The organism is Nocardia sp. NBC_01730, from assembly GCF_035920445.1.
Lineage (GTDB): Bacteria > Actinomycetota > Actinomycetes > Mycobacteriales > Mycobacteriaceae > Nocardia.
On sequence record NZ_CP109162.1, the window covers coordinates 5,592,477 to 5,615,584 of the forward strand.

A 23,108-nucleotide genomic window follows, 5' to 3' on the forward strand; every position below is an offset into this window, starting at 1 on the left:
CGGCTAGAAACTCGACTCGACCGGGGCGGGCGGCAGCGTGACGACCTGACCCGCGTAGCTCAGGCCTGCACCGAAACCGAGCAGCAGCGCGGTCTGGCCGCCCTTGGCCTTGCCGGTCACCAGCATCTCCTCGACCGCGAGCGGGATCGAGGCGGCCGAGGTGTTGCCGGAGTTCTCGATGTCGTTGGCCATCGGGATGTCTTCGGCGAGGCCGAGGTTCTTCTTCATCAGCTCGTTGATCCGGGCGTTGGCCTGGTGCGGGACGAACACCTCGATGTCCTCCTTGGCCACGCCGGACACCTCGAGCGCGGTGGACAGCGCCCGCGGCAGGGTGACCGCAGCCCAGCGGAACACCCGCGAGCCCTCCATGCGCAGCGACATCCGGCCGACCGGCTCGACCTCCGGGTCGAGACCCTGCATGGACTGCGCCCGGTGCATGTATTCGAGGAAGTCGATGTCCTGTGTGATGGCGGCCGCGTTCTCGCCGTCGCTGCCCCACACCGTCGGGGAGATGCCGTTCTCCTCGCTCGGCCCGACCACTACGGCGCCCGCGCCGTCACCGAAGATCATCGCGGTGCCGCGGTCGGTGGGATCGAGTCCGACGGTCATCGTCTCGGCGCCGATGAGCAGGACGTATTCGGCGGAACCTGACCGGATCATGTCGGCGGCCACGCCGAGACCGTATCCGAAACCGCCACACCCGGAGGTCAGGTCGAAGGCGGCGATCCCGTTGATACCGATGTCGTAGGCGACCGATGGCGCGCCGTGCGGGGTGAGCTTGAGCCAAGTCGACGTGGCCAGGATCAACGCGCCGATCTTCGACCGGTCGATGCCGCTGTTGGCGATCGCGCGCTCACCCGCCGCCACCGCGATCGACCGCAGCGTCTCGTCACCGCTGATCCACCGGCGGTTACGGACACCGGTGCGCTCGTAGATCCACTCGTCGGTGGAGTCCAGCACTTCGCACACTTCTACATTGCTGACCAGGCGCCTGGGTCGATAAGCGCCGATCCCGAGCATCGCGACGTTTTCGCGGCTCCTTTTGACTGCAATGCTCACCACTGGTGACTCACACGACCCTCCACCTTTTCCAAAAAACTAGACCATCATCCAGGTTATCCCAGGGCAAGATCCTCGAGTCCGAGGATCGACCGGTACTCCAATCCCTCGGCCGCGATCACCTGGTCGGCGCCGGTTTCCCGATCGACAACGGTGGCGACGCCGACGACGGTGGCGCCCGCGGCACGCAGCGCGCGCACCGCGGTCAGCGGCGAATTTCCGGTGGTGGTGGTGTCCTCGACGACCAAGACCCGCTTGCCGATGATGTCGGGGCCCTCGATCTGGCGCTGCATGCCATGTGTCTTCGCCGCTTTACGCACCACGAAGGCGTCGATGGGGCGGCCGGGAGCGTGCATCACAGCCAGTGCGACCGGGTCGGCGCCCATGGTCAGGCCGCCGACGGCATCGAACTCCCAGTCCGCGACCAGCTCGCGCAGCAGCTTTCCGATCAGCGGGCCCGCGCTGTGATGCAGAGTGGCGCGGCGCAGGTCGACGTAGTAGTCGGCCTCCTTGCCCGAGGACAGGGTGACCCTGCCGTGTACCACGGCAAGCTCCCGCACCAGCGCGGCCAATCTGTCCCGATCATTGGTAATCACCTGGTTGATCATGGTCTAAGTCCTTCCGCGTGCGGCGAACAGGCCGCGATTCAGTCGGGCCGCCAGGGTTCGCGGGATCATTCCGGCGACGGTGGTGAGCGCTTTGTACTGCATGCCGGGCACACTGAGCACCCGGCCCTTCTCCAGATCGGTCAGGGAGCCGGCGACCACCTGGTCGACACTCAGCCACAACGCTTTCGGCAGCGACGACATCTCGATACCGGCTCGCTCATGAAACTCCGTGTGCACGAATCCCGGACACAGGGCCTGGACCCGCACTCCGGTACCGGCCAATCCGCCCGCCAACCCTTCCGTGAAGGATACGACGTACGCCTTGGACGCCGAATATGTCGAGCCGCGCCCGGGGATCAGGCCCGCGACGCTGCCCACATTGACAATGCTGCCTTTGGCCGCGGTGATCATCGACGGCAGCGCGGCCCTGGTGAACTGCACCACCGACGCCACGTTGACGTCCAGCTGCGCCTGCAACTGCTCGGCGGACAGCGTCCAGAACTCCCCCGAGTGCGCGAATCCCGCATTGTTGACCAGGAATTCGACGCCCTCACCCAGTCGCGCCGCGACCCGCTCACGGTCGGGCTCCCGCGCGAGATCCGCGACGAGCACCTGCGAGCGGGTAGCGAACCGCTGCTCGAGGTCGGTCGCGAGCGCTTCGAGGCGCGGCTCGTCCCTCGCGACCAGCACCAAGTCGTAGCCGAGCGAAGCGAGACGTGTCGCGTAACCCTGACCGATGCCCGAGGTGGGTCCGGTGATCACGGCGACCGGACGGATGGCGCCGGGCAGCCGGGGATGCGCCTGCTCGGTCATGACCGCTCGATCGGTCGGAAGCGTGCGGAAACGGCTACGGCAGGAGCCCAGCCGGTCACTTCGGCACAGGTCCCTGGTAGGGACGGAATCCGGGATGGAACGGTCCGCCGGGCGGCTCGGCCGGGCGCTCCGCGCGCGGTGGCTCGCGAGGCTCGGGCTCCTCGCCGGTCCAGTCGTCCACCGCCGGGCGTTCGTCGCGGTCCTCGCGCGGCGGCCAGCCGTCGGCTTCGCGCCAATTCTCGTCGGCGGCCCTGCGGTCGTCGCGGGCTCGCGCGTTCGGCACCACCGCGAGCGAGGGGCGACGCGGCGCGGCCTCGTCCGCGAGTGGCGCGCGGTCGTCGCGATCGGCCGCATAGGAGTCCTGCGCAAACGGCTGCTCGTCGTATTCGTCGTTGCGTACCCGTGGCGGTTGCGGCCTGGCGGAACCGACCGAAGCGTCGTCCCCGTTGGCGTCGGGCTCGTCCTCCTGCTGCCGACCGCGCGGACGCGGACGGCCCGGGTCGTGTCCGCCGCCATCGAAACGCGGCTCGCTGACCGGAGGCAGAACATGCAGTAGGCCGGACAGACGGAGCACCGCGTCGATCGCGGTCTCCCAGTCCCGCGAGGAGGTACCGACCGACAGCATTCCCAACGTCCAGTTGCCCTCACTCCAGAGCATCTGCACGGTGTCGGGCAGCGCCTCGATGAAGGCGACCATCCGTTGATCGACCGCGTGCCTTGCGATCTCGGGATTGGTCGCGAAGACCACCCGGTCGCCGATGGCGCCGAGCAGTTCCAGATCGTGATCTTTGGGCGGTGAGGCGGTCTTCAGCCGCATGTCGACGTCGATGTCCGAGCCGATCTGGCGGCGAACCGCGACCAGCGTCGCGGAATCCTCCAGGTCGAACAGCACGAACTTCTCGCCCTTGCGAATGCCGGAGACCACGTCGACCGCGGAGAGATAGCCCAGCTTTGCCAGCGCGCCACGCCGCCACGTGGATGCCAGTGCGGGCTCCACCGAGACGTAGGTATTGCCCTGGGACTTCGCCCAGACCTGCCGCGCGTGACCGGTCCGCTGCCGCTGGATCCGATCGAAATACAGCAACACGATCGCGCCCACGAGCGCGATCGCCGCCAACCCGAACCATATTGCCGTCATCGCCGCCTAGCCTAATGGGCGCGGCCGGGCATGGTCCGCCATTGGCCCCGCGCCGGGCCGGGCGAAGGCGAGGCAGCCGCCTGATGGGCGCGGCCGGACGTAGTCCGTCATCATCGTCCGCCTCCCGGCAGCGAGGTGCTGACGATGATCTTCGCCTGAATCGATCCGTCCGGGGCCTTGTCGCCCTGGATCAACACGATCTCACCGTTGGGCAGATCGGAGACCTTGGTGCCGGACAGCGAGATCACCTGGGTGTTCGCGTCGGTACGCACGGTGACCGTGTCGCCGAGCAGCGTGCTGACGGTCAGCGTGCCTCCGTTGTTGGCGGTGATGGTGCCCATGGTCGCTCCGAGGCCCTCGACGTCGCCGAGGCCGGGCACGCCCGGGATCCCGCTGGGCGGGGTCGGCCGAGCGGTACGGGTGCCGGGGGCCGACCTGCTCGTGGTGAGCACCGACGAGGCGCCCGCACTGTCCGTCGAGGACGAATCCCTGCCGCCGAGCAGAACCCCGGCGACCACACCGACCGCGCCGATCAGCAACACGACGCCGATGACGAGCGCGATCCACAGTCCGGTGTTCCGCCGGGGCGGTTGTGGTTGCTCCGGCGACTGCCCGGAACCGGGCGGGATCGCGGAGCCCGCCATCCGGTCACCGTAGCTGCCCGGATAAGCGGCCCGCTGGGGGTCGTAGGGCGGGAACTCACGCGTGGCGTTCGGCGTCGGCGCCGCCCACGACCCGTACTGCTCGGTCGCGGGATATTCCGAGGGCGCTCCGGTGCCGTACGCATCGGTGTACTCCGTGGTGGGCAGCGGCTCGCCGTACCCGGGCTTACCCGGCGGACCCAGGTGCTCGGTCGGCGCATCCTCCGGCCGCTGTCCCCACGGATCGTTCGGGTTGGTCATGGAGTCCAGGGTAGGCTGTGTTCAATTTGCCGCGCCTGCGGCGCGGCGTGTTCGCGGCCCCCCATGGCTCGTGTCAGAGCGACCGCCGCTGGCGACTTCGTCGCGGACGGGTCGGCCGCTCGGACACGAGCCGGGCCGCGAACAGACAAAGCTCGGTCTCGCTCCGCTCGGAAGCAGGGGTTGAGCCGATGTGGACGCGGTGAGTGGCGATCGAGGTGTCGCTTGGCTGCGTCTACGGTGCTACATGTTCGCGGCCCTGTTGGGTTGGTGTCCGAGCGACCGCCGCTGGCGAGTTCGCTCCGGCCGATGCGGCCCGGACATTCCTCGGGGCCGATCCCGTTCCGTCACCTGCCGACGATCAGGCCATCGCCATCGGGGCCGACGGTCACCTGGACCGCGTCGCCGTCGGCGATTTCGCCCGCCAACAGCTCCTTGGCCAGGGTGTCACCGATGGCCTGCTGGATGAGCCTGCGCAGCGGACGCGCGCCGTAGACCGGGTCGTAGCCGCGCACGGCGAGCCAGAACCTGGCCGAATCGCTGACGTCCAGCCGCAGCCTGCGCTGTGCGAGCCGCTTCTGCAGCTGGTCGAGCTGGATGTCGACGATGCTCTCCAGCTGTTCCTCGCCGAGCGCGTGGAACATGACCACGTCGTCGAGGCGGTTGAGGAACTCCGGCTTGAATGCCGAACGCACCGCGTTCATGACCTGCTCACGATCACCACCCGCGCCCAGGTTGGAGGTGAGGATCAGGATGGTGTTGCGGAAGTCGACCGTGCGGCCCTGTCCATCGGTGAGCCTGCCCTCGTCGAGCACCTGCAGCAGGATGTCGAACACATCCGGGTGCGCCTTCTCGATCTCGTCGAACAGCACCACCGTGTACGGCCTGCGGCGGACCGCCTCGGTGAGCTGACCGCCTTGGTCATAGCCGATGTAGCCAGGCGGGGCACCGACCAGCCTTGCGACCGAGTGCTTCTCGCTGTACTCGCTCATGTCGATCCGGACCATGGCGCGTTCGTCGTCGAACAGGAAGTCCGCCAACGCCTTGGCCAGCTCGGTCTTGCCGACGCCGGTCGGGCCGAGGAACATGAACGAGCCGGTCGGCCGGTTCGGGTCGGCGACACCGGCGCGCGCCCTGCGCACCGCGTCGGACACCGCCTGCACCGCCTCGGACTGCCCGACCACACGTCGGCCCAGCTCCTGCTCCATCCGCAGCAGCTTCTGCGTCTCGCCTTCCATCATCCGGCCCACCGGGATGCCGGTCCACGAGGACACCACCTCGGCGATGTCGTCCGGGCCGACCTCCTCCTTGAGCATCAACTCGCCGTCTCCTGCTGTCGCGGAAACCTTTTCGGCCTCGGCGAGCTGCTTCTCCAGCGCGGGGATCCGGCCGTACCGCAGCTCGGCCGCTTTGCCCAGATCGCCGTCGCGCTCGGCCCGCTCGGACGCACCGCGCAGCGATTCCAGTTCCTCTTTCAACACGCGGACCTGATCGATCGCGCTCTTCTCGTTCTGCCAGCGGGTCATCAGCTGGTTCAGCTTCTCGCGGTCGTCGGCGAGCTCCTGGCGCAGCTTTTCCAGACGCTGCTTGGAGGCCTCGTCGGTCTCCTTGCTCAGCGCGACCTCTTCGATTTCCAGGCGGCGCACCGCGCGCTCGACCTCGTCGATCTCCACCGGGCGCGAGTCGATCTCCATGCGCAGCCGCGAGGCCGACTCGTCGACCAGGTCGATCGCCTTGTCCGGCAGGAAACGGGAGGTGATGTAGCGGTCGGACAGCGTAGCCGCGGCCACCAGCGCGGAATCGGTGATCCGCACGCCGTGGTGCACCTCGTAGCGCTCCTTGATGCCGCGCAGTATGCCGATGGTGTCCTCCACCGACGGCTCCCCTACCAGCACCTGCTGGAAGCGCCGCTCCAGGGCGGCGTCCTTCTCGATGTGCTTGCGGTACTCCTCCAGCGTGGTCGCGCCGACCATGCGCAGCTCACCGCGCGCAAGCATGGGCTTGATCATGTTGCCCGCGTCCATCGCCGATTCACCGGTGGCTCCCGCGCCGACGATGGTGTGCAGCTCGTCGATGAACGTGATGATCTGGCCCGCGCTGTTCTTGATGTCTTCCAGCACAGCCTTGAGCCGCTCTTCGAATTCACCCCGGTACTTCGCGCCCGCGACCATCGCGCCGAGGTCGAGTGAGACGACGGACTTGCCGCGCAACGACTCCGGGACGTCGCCTGCCACGATGCGCTGGGCGAGGCCCTCGACGATCGCGGTCTTGCCGACGCCCGGCTCGCCGATCAGCACCGGATTGTTCTTGGTGCGACGGCTCAAAACCTGGACCACACGGCGGATCTCGGTGTCCCGGCCGATCACCGGGTCGAGCTTGCCGGAGCGAGCGGCCTCGGTGAGGTCGGTGGAGTACTTCTCCAGTGCCTGGTAGCTGCCCTCCGGATCGGGGCTGGTCACCCGGGCGCTGCCGCGCACGGCGGTGAACGCCTGGCGCAGCGCGTCCGCGGTGGCGCCGTACTTGGTGAGCAGCATCGTCACGTCCGAGTCGCCCTCGGCGAGGCCGACCATGACGTGCTCGGTGGAGACGTACTCGTCCCCCAGCTCGGTGGCCAAACGCTGGGCGGCGGTGATCGCGGCGAGGGCCTCGCGGCCGAGTTGGGGGGTGGTGGTGGCGCCCGTCGCCCTCGGCAGCCGGTCCACGATGTCCTGTGCCTCGAGCCGCACGGTCGCCGGATCGGTTCCGACGGCCTTCAACAAGGGTGCGGCTATGCCGTCGGTCTGATCCAGCAACGCCACCAGCAAGTGCGCCGGACGAATCTCCGGGTTGCCCGCGGCGGAGGCCGCCTGCAGTGCGGCGGTCAGGGCCGCCTGGGTCTTGGTGGTGGGATTGAACGAGTCCACAAGTCACCTTCCTACTAGTCGATTCCCACGGTGCGGAGCGGATTCCGGGTGCGATCACCGATCGAAGTCGTCGCAGCCCCGCGCCGGTCCTACCGTCCAACGTTGGAAAGGTTGAGTCTGTTCCGCTCAAGTTTTGATCTTCTCGGTCGAGCCGCTCCCGCGGCGATGCCACACCGCCGGATCAGGTCGAACGCTACGCCGCGACATGGCCGAATGCGACGAATCACCGCGTCGGCGCCCTCGGGGTGCCTACGATGACCACGGCCGTCAGTTGTTGCATCACTCTTCAGCCCGAATCAAGGAGCGAATGGATGCGCGCGATCGTGGTACGGAAATTCGGAGCCACGCCAGAGGTGGCCGACATGCCGATGCCCGAACCCGGGCCGGGAAGCGTGCGGGTCCAGCTCGAGGCGGCGGGGGTCAATCCGTTCGACCAGCGCATGGCCACCGGATACCTGGACGGCAAACTGCCGCACGACTTTCCGATGATTCTCGGGGTGGACGGCGCGGGCACCATCGCCTCGCTCGGCCGCGGCGTCAGCCGGTTCACGGTCGGTGACCGGGTGGTCGGAAAGTTCCTCACGCCGCCCGCGGGCCACGGCAGCTTCGCCGAGTACGCGGTGCTTCCCGAAGGCGCCACTCTCGTCTCGATCCCGAACGGCGTCCCGACGGTCACGGCAGCCGCGCTGCCGACCGCGGGCGTCACCGCGCAGGACCTCGTGGACGCCACCCGGATCGAACCCGGCCAGACCGTGCTGATCGTCGGCGCCACCGGCGGCGTCGGCTCGTTCCTCGTGCAACTGGCCAATATCGCGGGCGCGCACGTCATCGCGACCGCGCGCGGTCCGGCCGCCGACCAGATGACCCGGCTCGGCGCGGCCGAGACCGTCGACTACACCGTGGGGCCGGTCCGCGACCAGGTCGCCGCCACACATCCCGGCGGCATAGACATCCTGTTCGATCTGGTGAGCCCGCCCGAGGCCCTGACCGAGCTGACCACGCTGGTCCGCGACGGCGGGACCGTCTACTCCACCATCGGGTCCGCCTCCGAGCACGCGTTGCGCGCCAGGGACATCACGGGCGGCAACATGGAGTCCAAGGGCCGCGCACTGGAATTGTCCCGGCTCATACAGCGCGTCGCCGACGGCGACGTGGTGGTGCCGATCGACGCGACCGTCCCGCTCGCGGACGGCCCCGCGGTGATCGGCGCGCACGGCGCGCGCGGCAAGACCGTGCTCGCCATCTGAGAAATCCGGACCAGCCCGCGTCGGGAAAGGCAACTTCTCGCGCAAACGCCCGGAGGTGTGTGATGAGCACCCGCCCCGCCGAATTCGGCCTGTTCCTGATCCCGGAGGCCGACAACTATCGACAGATCGCCGAACTGACCGCGTACGCCGACGCGACCGGACTCGACCTGATCGGCATCCAGGACCATCCCTACCAGCGCCGTTTCCTGGACACCTGGACGCTGATCACCGCTCTTGCGGCACAGACCACGCGAGTGAGCCTGTTCCCAGACGTCGCGAACCTCCCGCTGCGCGATCCGGCGATGCTCGCGAAATCCGTCGCCTCACTTGACCTCATCAGCAACGGTCGAATCCAGCTCGGGTTGGGCGCCGGTGCGTTCTGGGATGCCATCGCCGGCATGGGCGGACCTCGCCGGACCCGCGGCGAATCGGTCCGAGCCCTGGCCGAGGCGATCGCGGTGATCCGCGCGATGTGGAGCGAAGAACGATCGGTCCGCGTGCCGGGCGCCTTCTACTCGCTCGCAGGCGCGCACCCCGGCCCCCGCCCGCGGCACCACCCTGGCATCTGGCTCGGCGCGAAGGGCCCGCGCATGCTGGAGCTGACTGGCCGGCGCGCCGACGGCTGGCTGCCCTCGGCCGCCTGGGCGCCACCGGAGTTCCTCACCGAGGCAGGCAGGCGGATCGACGACGCTGCCGCGGCGGCAGACCGAGACCCACTGTCGGTGCGCCGGATCTACAACGTGTCCGGGACCATCACCGCGGACGGTTCCGATCAGGGCTTTCTGGAGGGCCCGCCGCAGCGCTGGGTCGATGACCTGCTCGCGCTGCATCGCGACCAGCGCATCGACGGATTCGTCTTCTGGCCGACCGAGGGGGAACCGGTGGAGCAGATCCGTCGTTATACCGAGCAGGTCGTGCCCGCGGTCCGTGTCGGCACCGAAGGTTGACTGCCCGCACGATGCCGTGCGGCGATCGGCCACGGCCGGACGGCGGCACAGTGCATCACGGGTCAGCAACTCGCTATCTACCCACCGATTACCGTTTGGCCGGGTCTTGCCGGCCATACGGACACGACCACGGGATTTTCGGGGATACTTGTCCAGCGGAGGACCGCCGGTAACGGATAAAGTCCTCGGGCAGAACTGAGGGAAAGGAAGCTCGACGTCGTGGATGCGCGTTCGGCTGCGCTGGTCCGCGCCAATTTCCGTTCGGTGATCGAGTCGCCGAATGGACCCGAGCGGTTGGTCAGTGCGTTCTACGGTCATCTGTTCGCCGAGGCCCCCCGGCTGCGCGAACTGTTCCCGCCCGCCATGGAAATGCAGGCCAAGCGGCTCGTCACCGCCATCCTGTACGTGCTCGATCACCTGGAGGACTGGGACCGGGCACAGAGTTTCCTGGAGCAGCTCGCCCGTGATCACCGCAAGTACGGCGTCCAGGCGGAACACTACGACGTGGCGGGCCGCGCGCTGCTCGCCGCGTTCCGCGCGTACAACGGCCCCGCCTGGCACCGCGGCCTGGAGGAGGGCTGGCGTGACATCACCATCCTGATCTCCGCGTCCATGGCCATCGGCGCCAATTCCGACAAGTCCCAACCGTACTGGGCGGCGACCGTGGTCGGTCACCGCCGCGTGCTGGAGGACCTGGCCATCGTGCGCCTGCAGTCCGACGGGCCGATTCCCTACCTGGCCGGACAGTACCTGCCGGTCACCGTGCCGCAGCGCCCGAAGATGTGGCGCTACTTCTCGCCGGCGATCCCGGCCAACCCCTACGGCGAGATCGAGTTCCACGTGCGCAAGATCCGCGGCGGGTGGGTGAGCCCGGCGATCGTCAACGAGACCAGGGTGGGCGACCGGTGGCGGATCGCGGGCCCGCTCGGCGGCCTGCACGTCGAGCGGGACAGCGGCCGTGACGTGCTGATGATCGGCGCGGGCACCGGCATCGCCCCGTTGCGGGCCCAGCTGATCGAGATGGGCCAGCGTGGCATCAACCCTCGGGTGCACTTCTTCATCGGCGGCCGCTACCCCTGCGACCTGTACGACGTGGAGAACATGTGGCAGCTCTCGCAGAGCAACCCGTGGCTCACCATCGTGCCCGTGTGCGAGCAGAAGACCAACCCGTGGTGGTACCCGCACCCGCCCCAGGACGCACCGTACGGCATGCACCGGCGCCTGATCGGTAACCTTGGCGCCGTAGTCGCGAGCTTCGGCGCGTGGGCGGATCGGCAGATCCAGATCGCCGGATCGGCGCGGATGATCGCGGACACCCAGCGCGCGCTGATCGCGGTCGGTACGCCGGAGCAGATCATCAGCTGCGACCCTGTGTGAGTGAAGGAGGCCCCGTTGGGGGACCCGGGCATGCTCGGTAACGGTGCGCATCAGGCGCCCGAATGGACCTCGACCGTCGTCGGCCATCATCGGCTGCGCCACGACCTCGCGGTGATCCGCTTGATCGGCGAGTTCGTGCCGTTCGCCGCGGGCCAGTCCGTCGAGGTGCAGGTGCCGCAGCAGTCCGGCGTCCGGCGCAGGCTCTCGCCCGCATTGCCGCCTTCGCTGGACGGCAAGCTGGAGTTCCACGTACGCACCGTGCCGGGCGGGTGGTGCAGCGGCGCGATCGTGGCCGACACCAAGCCGGGCGACGAGTGGCGGATCGGCGCTCCGCTCGGCGCGTTCGCGGTCGACCCGGACGGCGACGAGGTGGTGATGATCGCGGGCGGCACGGGATTGGCGCCGATGCGCGCGCAGATCCTCGACCTGGCCCGCAGGCCGGACCCGCCGCCCACCTACCTGTTCATCGGTGGACGGTCGCCACGCGACCTCTACGCCGCGGACATGCTGTTCCTGCTGGCCGGTGAATTGCCCTGGCTCACCGTGATTCCCGTGGTGGAGAGTCCGGAGGACCCAGGCTGGGTGGACGAGTGGTACGAGCAGTCCCGCGTCGACATCGGCTTCCCACCGGACGACCTGCTCTACGGCACGATCGCGGACGTGGTCGGGTCGCACGGCGCGTTCCTGCACCATCAGGTGCTGGTCTGCGGCTCTCCCGCCATGGTCCAGACCACCCTCGACCGACTGCTCGAAACCGGAACTCCCGCTGAGCGAATCCAATTCGAGGGAAGCTCTGTTTGATTGGCAGCGCCTGCGGCGCTGCGTGTTCACTGTGTTTTGGCCGTGCGGGCGCGGCGTGTTCGCGGCCCGAAAGCCTCGCGCCTCCAAGGGCAGCCGTCCGGCTGATTCAGGCAGGAACCTTCGACACAGCCCCGGGCCGGACGCACCAAACTCGCACGGATTGAAACCCGAACGTCAGACCAACACGCAACCACGCACAGCGCGAGTCTTACGAGCGCGTTCGCGCGGCCAAAAACACAGCTCAGAACAGCGGGTCGTGGCGAATGTTCTTCGCGAGCGTTCCTGCCGCCATCAGACGAAACTTCGTAGTCTGCACCATCGACGGCGAACCGGCGATCTGCACGTCCCGGTCGGCCCAGGCTCCGAAGCTCGCGACAACCTTCCCGATCTGGCCGGTGATTCGCGGTTCGAGGACGGGCATCGGCGCGTGCGGCCCCTCGGGTTCGACATGCCACCAAGGGTTTTCGTCGTGTTCGGTGACGGGCGTGACGGTGAGCCAGCGGTTGGCCACCGCCAGGTCGCTCAGCGTCTCCAGGTCGTAGAGGTCGCACGGGTTGTGACCGCCTACGAACAGGTGAACCTTCGGGTTGGCGCGCCGCTGCGCCATCGCCATGAGCTGTGCGCGTAGCGGCGCGATGCCGGTGCCGCAGCCGATCATCAGCATCTTGCGCTTGATGTTGCGCGGGACGCCGAGGCCACCGAGCGGCGAGCCGAGTAGCCACTGGTCGCCGACGGCGGTCTGACCGACGATGGCCGAACTGACCCAGCCACCGAGCACGCCGCGCACGTGGAATTCGATCTCGCCGTCGGTGTCGGCGGGCACGGCGGGCGAGAGATAGCGCCACATGCGCGGCCGCGACGGAATCTGCACGCTCACGTATTGGCCTGCGGCGTATTCCATGGGCTGGTCCAGTTGCAGCCGGACGATGGTCAGGTCGCGTAGCACCTCGCGGCGCTCGATCACGGTGCCGGTCCAGACGTGCGGGGTGGTCTCCTTCTCCGCCGCGCCGATCATGGTGTCGGCGATGATCTTCAGGCCTTCGTCCCACGCCCGGTCGACCTCGTCGGTCCACATCTCGGTGCCCGCGAATACTTGCACGGCGGTCTTCAGCGAGGTGGCCACCGCGAGGTAGTGCTCGGCTTGTACGCCGTATTTGCGGTGGTCTCTGCCCAATTGGGCGAGGAAGGGGAGCAGCTTGTTCGGCTCCTCCAGCCGGTCAAGGGCGTAGACGATCGCCTTGAGGAGGCGATCGCGCTGTGCGTCCATGGCGGCCGGAAAGAAATCGCGGACCTGCGGGTAGTCCGTGAACAAGATCGCGTAAAACGATCTCGCCAGTTTCTCCGACCCCCCCTCCTCCGCAGCAACCGCCTTGAAAGTTGTTCTAATCAAAGCGACAGTGCGTGAATCCATTTGTTTCACAACCCCATTTCGCACTCGAACAAAATCCGTGCCGACGAGTGCGGTGCTGCGGGACACTCGACAGCAGTCGATGGTAACGAAGTGTAGGCGAGGTTCGCCAGCAACGGAGTCATCCGCTCGAATATCTCGCATGCAATTCCGCCGAAACGAGGATAGGAAACAAGACACGCCAGAGAAACCGACTGGAAGACGGTTGATCTGGCGAGAAATCAGTCGCGTACTCACCGAATCAGCAAGGCAGGCTTGGAAAATTCATTCCGATCGGTCTGTTGTAAGCGATTTCGGGGCAACATGCGCGGTGGGTGAGCGAAGTTCAGAACGAGCAAACGACACGGACGCCGCCGACCGATCAATGGCCGAGTCGGCCGGTTGGCTCGACATCGAAATGGCTTGACTCGAACGACTCCCGCGGAACATGTTCTGGTTTACTGTCGGCTAACGCTGAAGCGAGCACCGGCGTCCGGAAACGACAGAGCCCCCGGCCATGAATCGCGGTTCGCGACTCGTGGCTGGGGGCCCGACGGTATGCCGCTGTCGTCAGCGCCGGTTGCGCGGCTTCCAGACGACCAACGCCGTGCTGCGTTGCGGCGGCGAGAGATCCGGGCGGTAGCCTGCCCGCAGCCGCTCCAGCTCGGCCGACAGTTCAGCGACGTGCTGGCGCAGTTCCTCCACCTGATTGGTCAGTTCGATGATGCGTTTGATGCCCGCCAGGTTGACGCCCTCGTCCTGGGACAGCCGCTGCACCTCGCGCAGCAGCTCCACGTCCCGCGCCGAGTAGCGGCGTCCACCGCCCGAAGTGCGTTGCGGCGTCACCAGTCCCAGCCGGTCATACGTGCGCAGTGTCTGCGCGTGCATGCCCGCGAGCTGAGCCGCCACCGAGATCATGAAGAACTCGGCACGCGAACCAGCGGACGCCTTCTTCGGATCTGACGACATCACGCACCTGCCCATCCCGCACGTGGATCGAATCCGCTGGCCTTCTCCGCCTCCTGGTAGCGCTTCAGCGCGTCGATGGCATCGCTGTCCAGCTTCTGCGGCACTGCGACCTTGACGGTGACCAAGAGGTCACCTGCGCCGCCGCCACGCTTGGGCACGCCACGACCACGCACCCGCAGGATGCGACCGTCGACAGTACCCGGAGGCACCTTCACGCCGACCCTGCCCTCCAGTGTGGGCACGGAAACTGTTGTCCCCAATACCAATTCACTGTAACTGACCGGAAGAACCAGGGTCAGGTCGTCGCCGTTGCGGCCGAAGACCTTGTCCTGGCTGACGTGCACGGTGACATACAGATCACCCGACGGCGCACCGCGTAGTCCCGCCTCACCTTGGCCGGCCAACCGGATCCGCTGCCCGTCGCTGACTCCCGGGGGAATCCGCACCGTAATGGTGCGTGTACGGTTCTGGATCCCGTTGCCGCGGCAGTCGGCGCAGGGGTCGTCGATGATCGAGCCGGTCCCGCGGCAATCGTCGCACGGCTCGCTGAAGCCGAACGCACCCTGGTTGCGGCTGACAACGCCGGTTCCGTTGCAGATGGGGCAGACCCGTGGACTTGTCCCCGGCTTGGCGCCGCTGCCGTGGCAGGTAGTGCACGGCGACGGGCTCGTCATCCGCAGCGGAACCGTGACGCCCTGTGCCGCTTCGCGGAAACCGAGCGTCGTCTCGGTCTCCACGTCGGCGCCGCGCCGCGGGCGGCTCGCGGTCCGCGTGCCGCCCCGGTTGAACAGACCACCGAACAGGTCGCCGAGTCCTCCGTCGCTCGCGTTCGCGCCGCCGAAGATGTCCCCGATGTTGAATTCCTGCGAGAAGCCCCCGCCGGCACCGGGATTGAACCCACCGCGACCGTAACCACCGCCCGCGAAGAGCTTGCGGGTGTCGTCGTACTCCTTGCGCTTGGCCGGATCCGACAGCACGGCATGCGCCTCGCTGACGGTCTTGAACCGCTCCTCGGCCTTGGTGTCGCCGGGATTGGCGTCCGGGTGCAAGTCGCGCGCGAGTTTGCGGTACGCCTTCTTGATCTCATCCTGCGAGGCGGCGGAGGAAACACCCAGCTCCTTGTAGAAGTCCTTTTCGATCCACTCCCGTTGGCTCACCGAGCATCTCCTCCTCTCGCGTTCTTATCGGTCGTTCGTGTCGGCATCAACGTCCGATGCCTCTTCCGTCGGCCGATCGGCGGTCTCCGCCAGATCGGCTACGCCATCGGTTACCCCGACGAGCGCATGCCGAAGCACCCTATCGCCGAACCGATAGCCCTTGCGCATAACTATGCCGATCACCGGGTCGTGTCCGGAGCCCTCGTGCTGCACGGCCTCGTGCAGGGTCGGGTCGAAAGGCTCACCCTCCGAACCGAACTCCTCGAGGCCCTGCTTCTGCAGCGCGGCCACCAGCTTGTCGGCCACCGACCTCAGCGGCCCGGACTCCAGGTCCCCGTGCGCCCGCGCCCGGTCGAGATCGTCGAGCACGCCGAGCAGTTCGGTGACCACCGACGCCTTGGCGGCGTCGACGGCAGCCTTGCGGTCGCGCTCGACGCGGCGCCGGTAGTTGGCATACTCCGCGGTCAGCCGCTGCAGATCGGCGGTGCGCTCGGCGAGCTCGCCGCCGATGGTGTCGGCGAGCGTCTCGGTCTGCTGCGCACCGTTGCCCGCGGGCGGGGCGGGCTCGGCCGCGGCGCCGTTGTCCGCGGCCTGCTCCCTGATCTCACCGGTCTCCGGGTCGATCTTCCGGTTGTCGACGAAGGTGATCGGCTCCTGTTCGGAGTTGCCCTGTGTCACTTCTTCTCCGTGTCGACCGGCTCGTCCACGACCTCGGCGTCCACGACCTGGTCGTCGTCCGCGGAACTCGACGCACCGTTGCCGGACGCGGCGGCGTCCGCGGCGGACGCCTCGTAGATCGCCTGACCGAGCGCCTGCGACTCGGTCGCCAGCTTCTCGACGGCCGCCTTGACCGCGGCGATGTCGGTGCCCTTCAGCGCCTCGCTCGCCTCCGCGATGGCCGCCTCGACCTTGGACTTGACGTCCGCGGGGACCTTGTCCTCGTTGTCCTTGATGAACTTCTCGGTCTGGTGTACCAGCGACTCGGCCTGGTTGCGGGTCTCGGCCTCCTCGCGGCGGGCCTTGTCCTCGGCGGCGTGCGCCTCGGCGTCCTTGACCATCCGGTCGATCTCCTCCTTGGACAGACCGGAGCCGTCCTGGATCTTGATCCTGTTCTCCTTGCCGGTGCCCTTGTCCTTCGCGGTCACGTGCACGATGCCGTTGGCGTCGATGTCGAAGGTGACCTCGATCTGCGGCACGCCGCGCGGGGCCGGCGGGATGCCGGTCAGCTCGAAGGAGCCGAGCAGCTTGTTGTGCGAGGCGATCTCGCGCTCACCCTGGAACACCTGGATCTGCACCGACGGCTGGTTGTCGTCGGCCGTGGTGAAGGTCTCCGAACGCTTGGTTGGAATGGTGGTGTTGCGCTCGATGAGCTTGGTCATCACGCCGCCCTTGGTCTCGATACCCAGCGACAGCGGGGTCACATCGAGCAGCAGGACGTCCTTGACCTCACCCTTGAGCACACCGGCCTGCAGGACGGCGCCGACGGCGACGACCTCGTCCGGGTTCACGCCCTTGTTGGGCTCCTTGCCGCCGGTCAGTTCCTTGACCAGATCGGAAACGGCGGGCATCCGGGTGGAACCACCGACGAGCACGACGTGGTCGATGTCGGACACCTTGATGCCCGCGTCCTTGATCACGGACTGGAACGGCGCACGGGTGCGGTCGAGCAGGTCCGAGGTGATCTTCTGGAACTCGGCGCGGGTCAGCTGCTCGTCGAGGAACAGGGGGTTCTTGTCCGCGTCGACGGTGATGTAGGGCAGGTTGATCGAGGTGCTCTGCGAGGAGCTCAGCTCGATCTTGGCCTTCTCGGCGGCCTCACGCAGCCGCTGCATCGCCATCTTGTCCTTGGTCAGGTCGATGCCCGAGCTGCCCTTGAACTTGTCGACCAGCCACTGCACGACCCGCTCGTCCCAGTCGTCACCACCGAGGTGGTTGTCGCCGGAGGTGGCGCGGACCTCGACCACGCCCTCGCCGATTTCCAGCAGCGAGACGTCGAAGGTGCCGCCACCGAGGTCGAAGACCAGGATGGTCTGTTCCTTGTCACCCTTGTCCAGGCCGTACGCGAGCGCGGCCGCGGTGGGCTCGTTGACGATGCGCAGCACGTTCATGCCCGCGATCTGGCCGGCTTCCTTGGTGGCCTGCCGCTGGGAGTCCTCGAAGTACGCGGGGACGGTGATGACTGCGTCGGTGATCTCCTCACCGAGGTAGGCCTCGGCGTCGCGCTTCAGCTTCATCAGCACGCGGGCGCTGATCTCCTGCGCGGTGTACTTCTTATCGTCGATGGCCACGGACCAGTCGGTGCCGATGTGCCGCTTGACCGAGCGGATGGTGCGGTCGACGTTGGTGACGGCCTGGTTCTTGGCCGGCTGGCCGACCAGTACCTCGCCGTTCTTCGCGAACGCGACGACCGACGGGGTGGTCCGCGATCCTTCCGAGTTGGCGACGACGACCGGCTCGCCGCCTTCGAGAACGGCGACGACCGAGTTCGTGGTCCCGAGGTCGATTCCGACCGCACGAGCCATGGTGATTCCTCCTAGTTGACGTACTTATTTGTAATCGGTGCCGGGCGAAGAGCCGCCCAACGGCGCCTGGTGGTGCCGCGAGACCTCGCCCCGAGCACCTCGCGGAGCACGGCCCCAGCAACACTGAGCGTGGTCGGCTCAATCCTGCACCTCTCGGACACCGGAGTCAACCTAAACTTGAGCCGTGCACACTCAACGTTGCTAATCAGCTCAACGAGCGACCGACGCGATTGATTCCCGCGATCCGAAAATCACGGCTACGCGAACGGGAGGGACTTCAGCGAGTGAGACCGGGATGGAAGCCCGGCTCGAGCCCACTGGCCGTCGCGAGCTTCAGGAGCGGGACCGTGGACGCGCCTGCGGAGCCGTCGGCGCCCCCGTTTTGTTTCGCCTTCATGCCCATTACCGCGCAGTAGGGTGGCGACCGGGCGACCGGACCAGGCGCCCGCCGTGCACCGCCGATCCGAGGAGTCGCCATGAGGGCCGCCGTCGTCACCGACACGAAGTTCGAGGTCGCCGACCTGCCGACGCCGAGCCCCGGCCGTGGTCAGGTGTTGATCAGCGTGTCACGCTGCGGCATCTGCGGTTCCGACCTGCACGCAAGGACACATGCCGACGAGATAGCGGATCTGGCCGTTGCCACCGGGTACGACCACTTCATGCGGTCGGGTCAGAGTGTGGTGCTCGGACACGAGTTCAGCGGAGCGGTAGTCGATTACGGGCCGGGCTGTCGCAGACGATGGAAGGCGGGCACCCCGGTGGTAGCCCTGCCGATCGTGCGGCACGGCAAGCAGCCGCACCTGGTCGGCCTGTCGACCGCTGCACCCGGCGGCTACGCCGAGCAGGTGGTGGTTCAGGAATCGATGACCATGCCGGTGCCGAACGGACTATCCGCCGAACACGCCGCACTCACCGAGCCGATGGCGGTCGCCTGGCACGCCGTGCGCAGAGGCAAGGTCGGGAAGGGACAGACCGCGTTCGTCATCGGCTGCGGCCCCATCGGCCTCGCGGTGATCAGCATGCTGAAGGCCGCGGGCGTACGTACCGTGGTGGCCAGCGACTTCTCGCCGCGCCGAAGGGAACTCGCGACCGCGTGCGGCGCCGACGTCGTGGTCGACCCGGCCACCGAGTCACCGTGGACGGCCGCACCGAAGAAGAGCCGGATCAACGGTGTCACCGATATCCTCGGCCTCGGCTTCGACACCATGGAACGGCTGCGGCGCGTCCCGAACCTGCCGTGGTGGTATGTCTTTCGGCTGGCGCACACGCTGAACGCGGGACCGGCCGGACCGGTGATCTTCGAATGCGTGGGCGTACCAGGGATCATCGACCAGATACTCACTGCGGCGCCGCCGCTGTCGCGGGTGGTCGTGGTCGGCGTGTGCATGCAAATCGACCGTTTCCAGCCCGCGATGGCGATCAACAAGGAAATCGAACTGCGGTTCGTGCTCGGCTACGACCCCGGCGAGTTCCGCGACACCCTACACATGCTCGCCGAGGGAAAGGTCGATCCGATGCCGCTGATCACCGGCACCGTCGGGCTGTCCGGTGTGGAGAACGCCTTCACCGCCCTCGGCAATCCGGAGCAGCACGCGAAGATCCTGGTCGATCCGAGCAGTTCCGCTGTCACGCCGGTCTGACCGGCTACCGGGGTCGCCGTCACTGCTCGGTGGCGAGTACGTCGTCGGCGATCTTCTCGTCCAGGGTCACCCGCACCAGCGCCGCGGCGAGATCCGCGGTGTGGTCGCGCGCGAGATCCGCCAGCCGATCGGGATCTCGTGTACCGGCCGCGTACCCAGGAGGTCGCGGACTCGCACCTGGTAGGTCCGCCGCCCCTGCTCAGACTCCACCCTCTGGTTGATGGAGATTCGGGGCTGGACCCTACTTGGCTGTTGTCCCTGAGTTGCCTCGCAGAGCTCCTCAACAGCGACATCATGTGGCCATGCTGTCCGCCCGCACGGGAAGCCGTCTTGTAGAAACACGACACTCCCCCTACGCAAACGAGTTCGCAGGTTGCGCGGCTCCGCTGGTGCGGAAGTTCCAGAATCCGGATTTCATGCACGGAATGATGGCCAGCGCGGCAAGTGCCCCGGCGCAGAGCATCAGCATGATCTCCGGCGTGACAGCAGTCGTCAGCAACCCAGCCAGGATCAGCCCGACCGGCGAAAGCAGCGACCCGGAACCTTGCTGCGCGGCAAAGACCTTGCCGCGATCCGCGGAGCGAAAGCCCTCTGCGATGGTGTTCGCCAACCGTGGACCGTTGACGGAATCCGAGAACGAGGAGCCGCAGGCCAGAGCTGAAGGAACCAGTGCAGGGAGATGGCATCCGATCGCAGCGTAGGACAGTGGCTTGGTGACCAGGCTCGTAGTCAGCCAGGCGCCGGGTACGGGGGGATCGATGAAGCGAGCCAAGAGATTTCCGGCGAACAGAAACAGCACCGGGAGCGACTGGATCAGTCCGATCTGGCCGGGGCTGTAGAGCTTCACGAGCGCGAGCGGGGCCGCGACCTGGCACATGGCCAGGAACAGCGACGATACGATGCTGGTCGAGATCACCGAACGAAGCCATGGCAATGTGGCCAATGTGGCGTAGATGAGTTTCCAGTTCGCGACGAGGTCGAACTCTTTCACTCGCCGGATCCGCAGCTGCCCCGGAGAGACGATCTTCTTGTCCGCTCGTCCCTCGATCTCGGGAAGTCCGACGCAGATAGCCGCGCCGACGACAAAGGTGACAGCGTCGACCACCAGAACCCAGATCGGAACCTGAGCGGCGACAAGGACACCCGCGGTGGCCGCGCCGACAGCCAATCCGGTCCGGTTGATCAGCGCATTGGAAGCCAACCCGGATCGGCGGGTGTCCTGGTCAAGGATGTCGGTCCAGTACGCGGCGAGCGCCGGACGATAGAAACCGACGCTGATCCCGTTCACCAGTGAACATGCAGCGGCGAGTAACCACCCGCTCGACGTGGGAACCAGCGTGGCTACGGCGATTCCGGCCGTCGCGGTGGCGCGGACGCAGTCGAAAAAGATCATCTGGCGGATGCGGTGGGCTCGGTCGGCTTCGACACCACCGCGGGCGAACGAATACGACATACCGAGCCCCAACGCGGCGAGCACCGCCCCGACCTGCCATCCGCTGAACGAGGAAGCCAGCACAATCGGCAACGCGACCCCGGTAGCGCCGTTGCCGAAAGCCGACGTGAAGCCGGCGACCCGCAAGCGGCCTACCGCACCGATCGCCTGCGCATGCACATCGATCACTGCTACTCCTGTTCGTTCGACCTGAGCGAATGGACGTGCTCGCTGACGACCGAGCATTGCTGCTCGATGTAGTCCTCATCGACGCCGGCGATGCTCACAGCCGACCGCGCGGCGGGACTTCGCACTACTTTGCCGACCGGACCCCACTGGTCGAACACAGTTTGGGACGTGGTGTCGATCACAAAGAACGGGACATCACCGAGCGCAAGCTGGTTGGCCTCGGATCGGATGAACCCAGCTGGCACGAAGGGGCGCTGAACCGCTACCAGCTCGTCGACCAGTGTGTCTTCGAGGTCTTGAACCGAGCTGTCGAGTGGCGCCGTCGAGACCATCGCCGACAATCGGCGATAGCTCGCGGTGGCGTCGACGATCACTCGCGATCTGAGTTCGGGTGCGTGCGAAACAATCACCTCTTCGAGAAGTGATCGGCTGGCCCGGATCCGCCTATATCCGGACCTGAGTCCCCTGAGAAAGCTGTCCAGAGAATCGTAGATCGATCCGTAGTCGCGGCTGATCGAGGTTTGCTGTCGCTGCCCGAACGCGGTGAATCGGACGGTCAACTCCGCACGCGATCGGCTCTCTTGAATGGTCGGAAAATTCCTCGACCTACCCGTGGTTCGCGAGGCCATGAACCCAGCGACTACACCGTGGGCAGCATTCGATGGATCTTGTAGAAGTAGCGTCGTGAGAATGCCTCGAATCCGCGGTGCCGGACTCGCCGTCAAGATGGTCTCGTCATCGATCAGCGCGACCGCACCGCGAGCGGTGGAGACGTTTTCATAGTGAATGTCTGTAACAGATAGGCAGTCGGCAATCGCGGCGAACTGCCCCGCTTTGTGCCAGAAATCCACATCCGACACCGCCACCCCGGCGCGATCAACAGATTCTTGGAGGTAGCCGTCGAGCAAAGGGATTTCCGGCGGAAGGTACATGCAATCCTCCATACCGACAGCCTGTAAACAGGATTGCATGAACCGGCGCTTCGAAGTTCTGCCCGGCTTGAAATAGTAGACAGCGTCAGCCAGGACGACCTGCGTCGCCGAGCGACCACCGCAGTGCGGGTCTCCAACCCCCGGAACTACGTATTCTACCTGCATACCCTCGTCTCGAACCTGAGCATGCAGGTCTATTGCCCCCTGAATGACAGCCCCGATCCGCGGCTCGACGATCCGGGACCAGACAGCACTCTTCCCGGACAACACCCGGGACGCGATGTCCGGCAGAAGGGAATCACTGTTCAACTTCGTAATTCGCTCGCCGAGTTCTGCCGACATGACCGCGACCTGCGGAATAAGATACCGCATCCAGTCACGTGCGGATCTCCGAAGATCGACATATCCCGGAGTAGGGTAGTGTTTACTCAACCATTCATCTAGTACTCCGAAAACCGTATTATCGAACTCAGAATATATGGTCGTCCCGCCGCTTCGCTCGAAGTTTTCTGCACAGAATCGCGGGTAGGGACCCGGATAGAGTGAAACGAACCGACCTACCCGAGACCACTACTCGATCAGACCATCAGTCACACGTTCCACTGGCGTCGTCGACTGTGCCGAGAACGTTTGACAGATTAGTGTCACGTGCGATGTCCGCGAATTCGATAGTCATTTCATCAGCCTCTTTCATCATGTCTTACATAAATGGAAGAAGAGGAGCTCCCCCACCTAGAACATAAACGCGGAGCCGCAACTTTGGCAATCAGAAATACACACAGATGTGATTCATGTCACCAGATATGGACTTCTCACCTTCCGTCAGTTAACCGGACTCGGACGCGGAGACCATTCGCTAATAGATGGCAATCATCGGGAAATACCACATACAGCTGGATCGGGAAAGCACGACTCGCCGAGCGGGGCAGCTTCCGGCCGAGTCCGGAGAGCCGAGTTCCCGATTCGTTCGCTGATCTCGGCATCCCGATGCTGATGCGGAACACGGGGGCAGTGCCGCTCGCATCCTGCTCAGCGTAGGTCGGCGACATCTGGAGAAGCCGTCGAACCCGCGCTCGGCGAGTGCCTCG

Annotated in this window: 18 protein-coding genes; 5 read left to right on the plus strand and 13 right to left on the minus strand. The window is 66.5% G+C overall.

Annotated features, from left to right (window positions below; genetic code table 11):
• Positions 1-3: 3 nt before the first annotated feature.
• From OHB12_RS23280 to clpB, 6 genes are all read right to left on the minus strand, one after another.
• Positions 4-1,062 carry a beta-ketoacyl-ACP synthase 3 gene (locus OHB12_RS23280; RefSeq protein WP_327110704.1) on the minus strand — a complete coding sequence of 353 codons (1,059 nt, stop codon included), beginning with the start codon at positions 1,060-1,062 and terminating at the stop codon, positions 4-6.
• A gap of 53 nt (positions 1,063-1,115) precedes the next feature.
• On the minus strand, positions 1,116-1,667 hold the full coding sequence (pyrE, locus tag OHB12_RS23285) for an orotate phosphoribosyltransferase (RefSeq protein ID WP_327110705.1): 552 nt from the start codon (positions 1,665-1,667) through the stop codon (positions 1,116-1,118).
• Between the two features lie 3 nt (positions 1,668-1,670).
• Positions 1,671-2,480, minus strand: a complete 810-nt coding sequence (locus tag OHB12_RS23290) for an SDR family NAD(P)-dependent oxidoreductase (protein WP_327110706.1) — start codon at positions 2,478-2,480, stop codon at positions 1,671-1,673.
• Positions 2,481-2,535: 55 nt separating this feature from the next.
• Positions 2,536-3,618: a hypothetical protein gene (locus OHB12_RS23295; RefSeq protein WP_327110707.1), complete on the minus strand. Its 1,083-nt coding sequence runs from the start codon at positions 3,616-3,618 to the stop codon at positions 2,536-2,538.
• Between the two features lie 110 nt (positions 3,619-3,728).
• The gene (locus OHB12_RS23300; protein WP_327110708.1) at positions 3,729-4,520 is read right to left on the minus strand and encodes a DUF5666 domain-containing protein; all 792 of its coding nucleotides are present in this window, start codon (positions 4,518-4,520) and stop codon (positions 3,729-3,731) included.
• 344 nt (positions 4,521-4,864) lie between these two features.
• On the minus strand, positions 4,865-7,420 hold the full coding sequence (gene clpB / locus OHB12_RS23305; protein WP_327110709.1) for an ATP-dependent chaperone ClpB: 2,556 nt from the start codon (positions 7,418-7,420) through the stop codon (positions 4,865-4,867).
• Positions 7,421-7,731: 311 nt separating this feature from the next.
• On the opposite strand from clpB, the gene OHB12_RS23310 reads away from it, so the two are divergent.
• The 4 genes from OHB12_RS23310 to OHB12_RS23325 all read left to right on the plus strand — a co-directional run bounded on the left by OHB12_RS23310 (position 7,732) and on the right by OHB12_RS23325 (position 11,792).
• Positions 7,732-8,667, plus strand: coding sequence for an NADP-dependent oxidoreductase (locus OHB12_RS23310; protein ID WP_327110711.1), 936 nt, complete (start codon positions 7,732-7,734; stop codon positions 8,665-8,667).
• A 62-nt stretch (positions 8,668-8,729) separates the two neighbouring features.
• Positions 8,730-9,614, plus strand: coding sequence for an LLM class flavin-dependent oxidoreductase (locus OHB12_RS23315; RefSeq protein WP_327110712.1), 885 nt, complete (start codon positions 8,730-8,732; stop codon positions 9,612-9,614).
• Positions 9,615-9,833: 219 nt separating this feature from the next.
• Entirely contained in the window at positions 9,834-10,991 is a 1,158-nt protein-coding gene (locus tag OHB12_RS23320) for an FAD-binding oxidoreductase (protein ID WP_327110713.1), read from the plus strand.
• 30 nt (positions 10,992-11,021) lie between these two features.
• Positions 11,022-11,792, plus strand: a complete 771-nt coding sequence (locus OHB12_RS23325; protein ID WP_327121363.1) for an FAD-binding oxidoreductase — start codon at positions 11,022-11,024, stop codon at positions 11,790-11,792.
• Positions 11,793-12,033: 241 nt separating this feature from the next.
• Here OHB12_RS23325 and OHB12_RS23330 read toward each other — a convergent pair whose 3' ends face one another.
• From OHB12_RS23330 to dnaK, 5 genes are all read right to left on the minus strand, one after another.
• Positions 12,034-13,203 carry an FAD-binding oxidoreductase gene (locus tag OHB12_RS23330; protein WP_327110714.1) on the minus strand — a complete coding sequence of 390 codons (1,170 nt, stop codon included), beginning with the start codon at positions 13,201-13,203 and terminating at the stop codon, positions 12,034-12,036.
• 546 nt (positions 13,204-13,749) lie between these two features.
• A complete protein-coding gene (locus OHB12_RS23335) occupies positions 13,750-14,148 on the minus strand; it encodes a heat shock protein transcriptional repressor HspR (RefSeq protein ID WP_327110715.1) in 399 nt (132 codons plus the stop codon).
• Positions 14,148-15,305, minus strand: a complete 1,158-nt coding sequence (gene dnaJ / locus OHB12_RS23340) for a molecular chaperone DnaJ (protein WP_327110716.1) — start codon at positions 15,303-15,305, stop codon at positions 14,148-14,150. The genes OHB12_RS23335 and dnaJ overlap by 1 nt, the downstream gene beginning before the upstream one ends.
• Before the next feature lie 24 nt (positions 15,306-15,329).
• The gene (gene grpE / locus OHB12_RS23345) at positions 15,330-15,983 is read right to left on the minus strand and encodes a nucleotide exchange factor GrpE (RefSeq protein ID WP_327110717.1); all 654 of its coding nucleotides are present in this window, start codon (positions 15,981-15,983) and stop codon (positions 15,330-15,332) included.
• Positions 15,980-17,827: a molecular chaperone DnaK gene (gene dnaK / locus OHB12_RS23350; protein ID WP_327110718.1), complete on the minus strand. Its 1,848-nt coding sequence runs from the start codon at positions 17,825-17,827 to the stop codon at positions 15,980-15,982. The genes grpE and dnaK overlap by 4 nt, the downstream gene beginning before the upstream one ends.
• Positions 17,828-18,303: 476 nt before the next feature.
• On the opposite strand from dnaK, the gene OHB12_RS23355 reads away from it, so the two are divergent.
• Positions 18,304-19,467 (plus strand): zinc-binding dehydrogenase, encoded by a 1,164-nt coding sequence (locus OHB12_RS23355; RefSeq protein ID WP_327110719.1) that lies wholly within the window; start codon positions 18,304-18,306, stop codon positions 19,465-19,467.
• Positions 19,468-19,819: 352 nt separating this feature from the next.
• On the opposite strand, the gene OHB12_RS23360 is transcribed toward OHB12_RS23355, so the two are convergent.
• Together OHB12_RS23360 and OHB12_RS23365 are read right to left on the minus strand one after the other, a co-directional pair.
• The gene (locus OHB12_RS23360; RefSeq protein WP_327110720.1) at positions 19,820-21,088 is read right to left on the minus strand and encodes an MFS transporter; all 1,269 of its coding nucleotides are present in this window, start codon (positions 21,086-21,088) and stop codon (positions 19,820-19,822) included.
• A 2-nt stretch (positions 21,089-21,090) separates the two neighbouring features.
• Positions 21,091-22,362, minus strand: a complete 1,272-nt coding sequence (locus OHB12_RS23365) for a DUF4135 domain-containing protein (protein ID WP_327110721.1) — start codon at positions 22,360-22,362, stop codon at positions 21,091-21,093.
• Positions 22,363-23,108 lie beyond the last annotated feature (746 nt).

Excerpts from the sequence above, each read along its gene's own strand:
- dnaK (WP_327110718.1), bottom strand. The coding sequence starts at position 17,827 with ATGGCTCGTGCGGTCGGAATCGACCTCGGGACCACGAACTCGGTCGTC.
- OHB12_RS23330 (WP_327110714.1), bottom strand. The coding sequence starts at position 13,203 with ATGGATTCACGCACTGTCGCTTTGATTAGAACAACTTTCAAGGCGGTT.
- OHB12_RS23290 (WP_327110706.1), bottom strand. The coding sequence starts at position 2,480 with ATGACCGAGCAGGCGCATCCCCGGCTGCCCGGCGCCATCCGTCCGGTC.
- pyrE (WP_327110705.1), bottom strand. The coding sequence starts at position 1,667 with ATGATCAACCAGGTGATTACCAATGATCGGGACAGATTGGCCGCGCTG.
- OHB12_RS23310 (WP_327110711.1), top strand. The coding sequence starts at position 7,732 with ATGCGCGCGATCGTGGTACGGAAATTCGGAGCCACGCCAGAGGTGGCC.
- OHB12_RS23295 (WP_327110707.1), bottom strand. The coding sequence starts at position 3,618 with ATGACGGCAATATGGTTCGGGTTGGCGGCGATCGCGCTCGTGGGCGCG.
- OHB12_RS23335 (WP_327110715.1), bottom strand. The coding sequence starts at position 14,148 with ATGTCGTCAGATCCGAAGAAGGCGTCCGCTGGTTCGCGTGCCGAGTTC.
- OHB12_RS23315 (WP_327110712.1), top strand. The coding sequence starts at position 8,730 with ATGAGCACCCGCCCCGCCGAATTCGGCCTGTTCCTGATCCCGGAGGCC.
- OHB12_RS23365 (WP_327110721.1), bottom strand. The coding sequence starts at position 22,362 with ATGTCGGCAGAACTCGGCGAGCGAATTACGAAGTTGAACAGTGATTCC.
- OHB12_RS23300 (WP_327110708.1), bottom strand. The coding sequence starts at position 4,520 with ATGACCAACCCGAACGATCCGTGGGGACAGCGGCCGGAGGATGCGCCG.
- OHB12_RS23355 (WP_327110719.1), top strand. The coding sequence starts at position 18,304 with ATGAGGGCCGCCGTCGTCACCGACACGAAGTTCGAGGTCGCCGACCTG.
- OHB12_RS23325 (WP_327121363.1), top strand. The coding sequence starts at position 11,022 with ATGCTCGGTAACGGTGCGCATCAGGCGCCCGAATGGACCTCGACCGTC.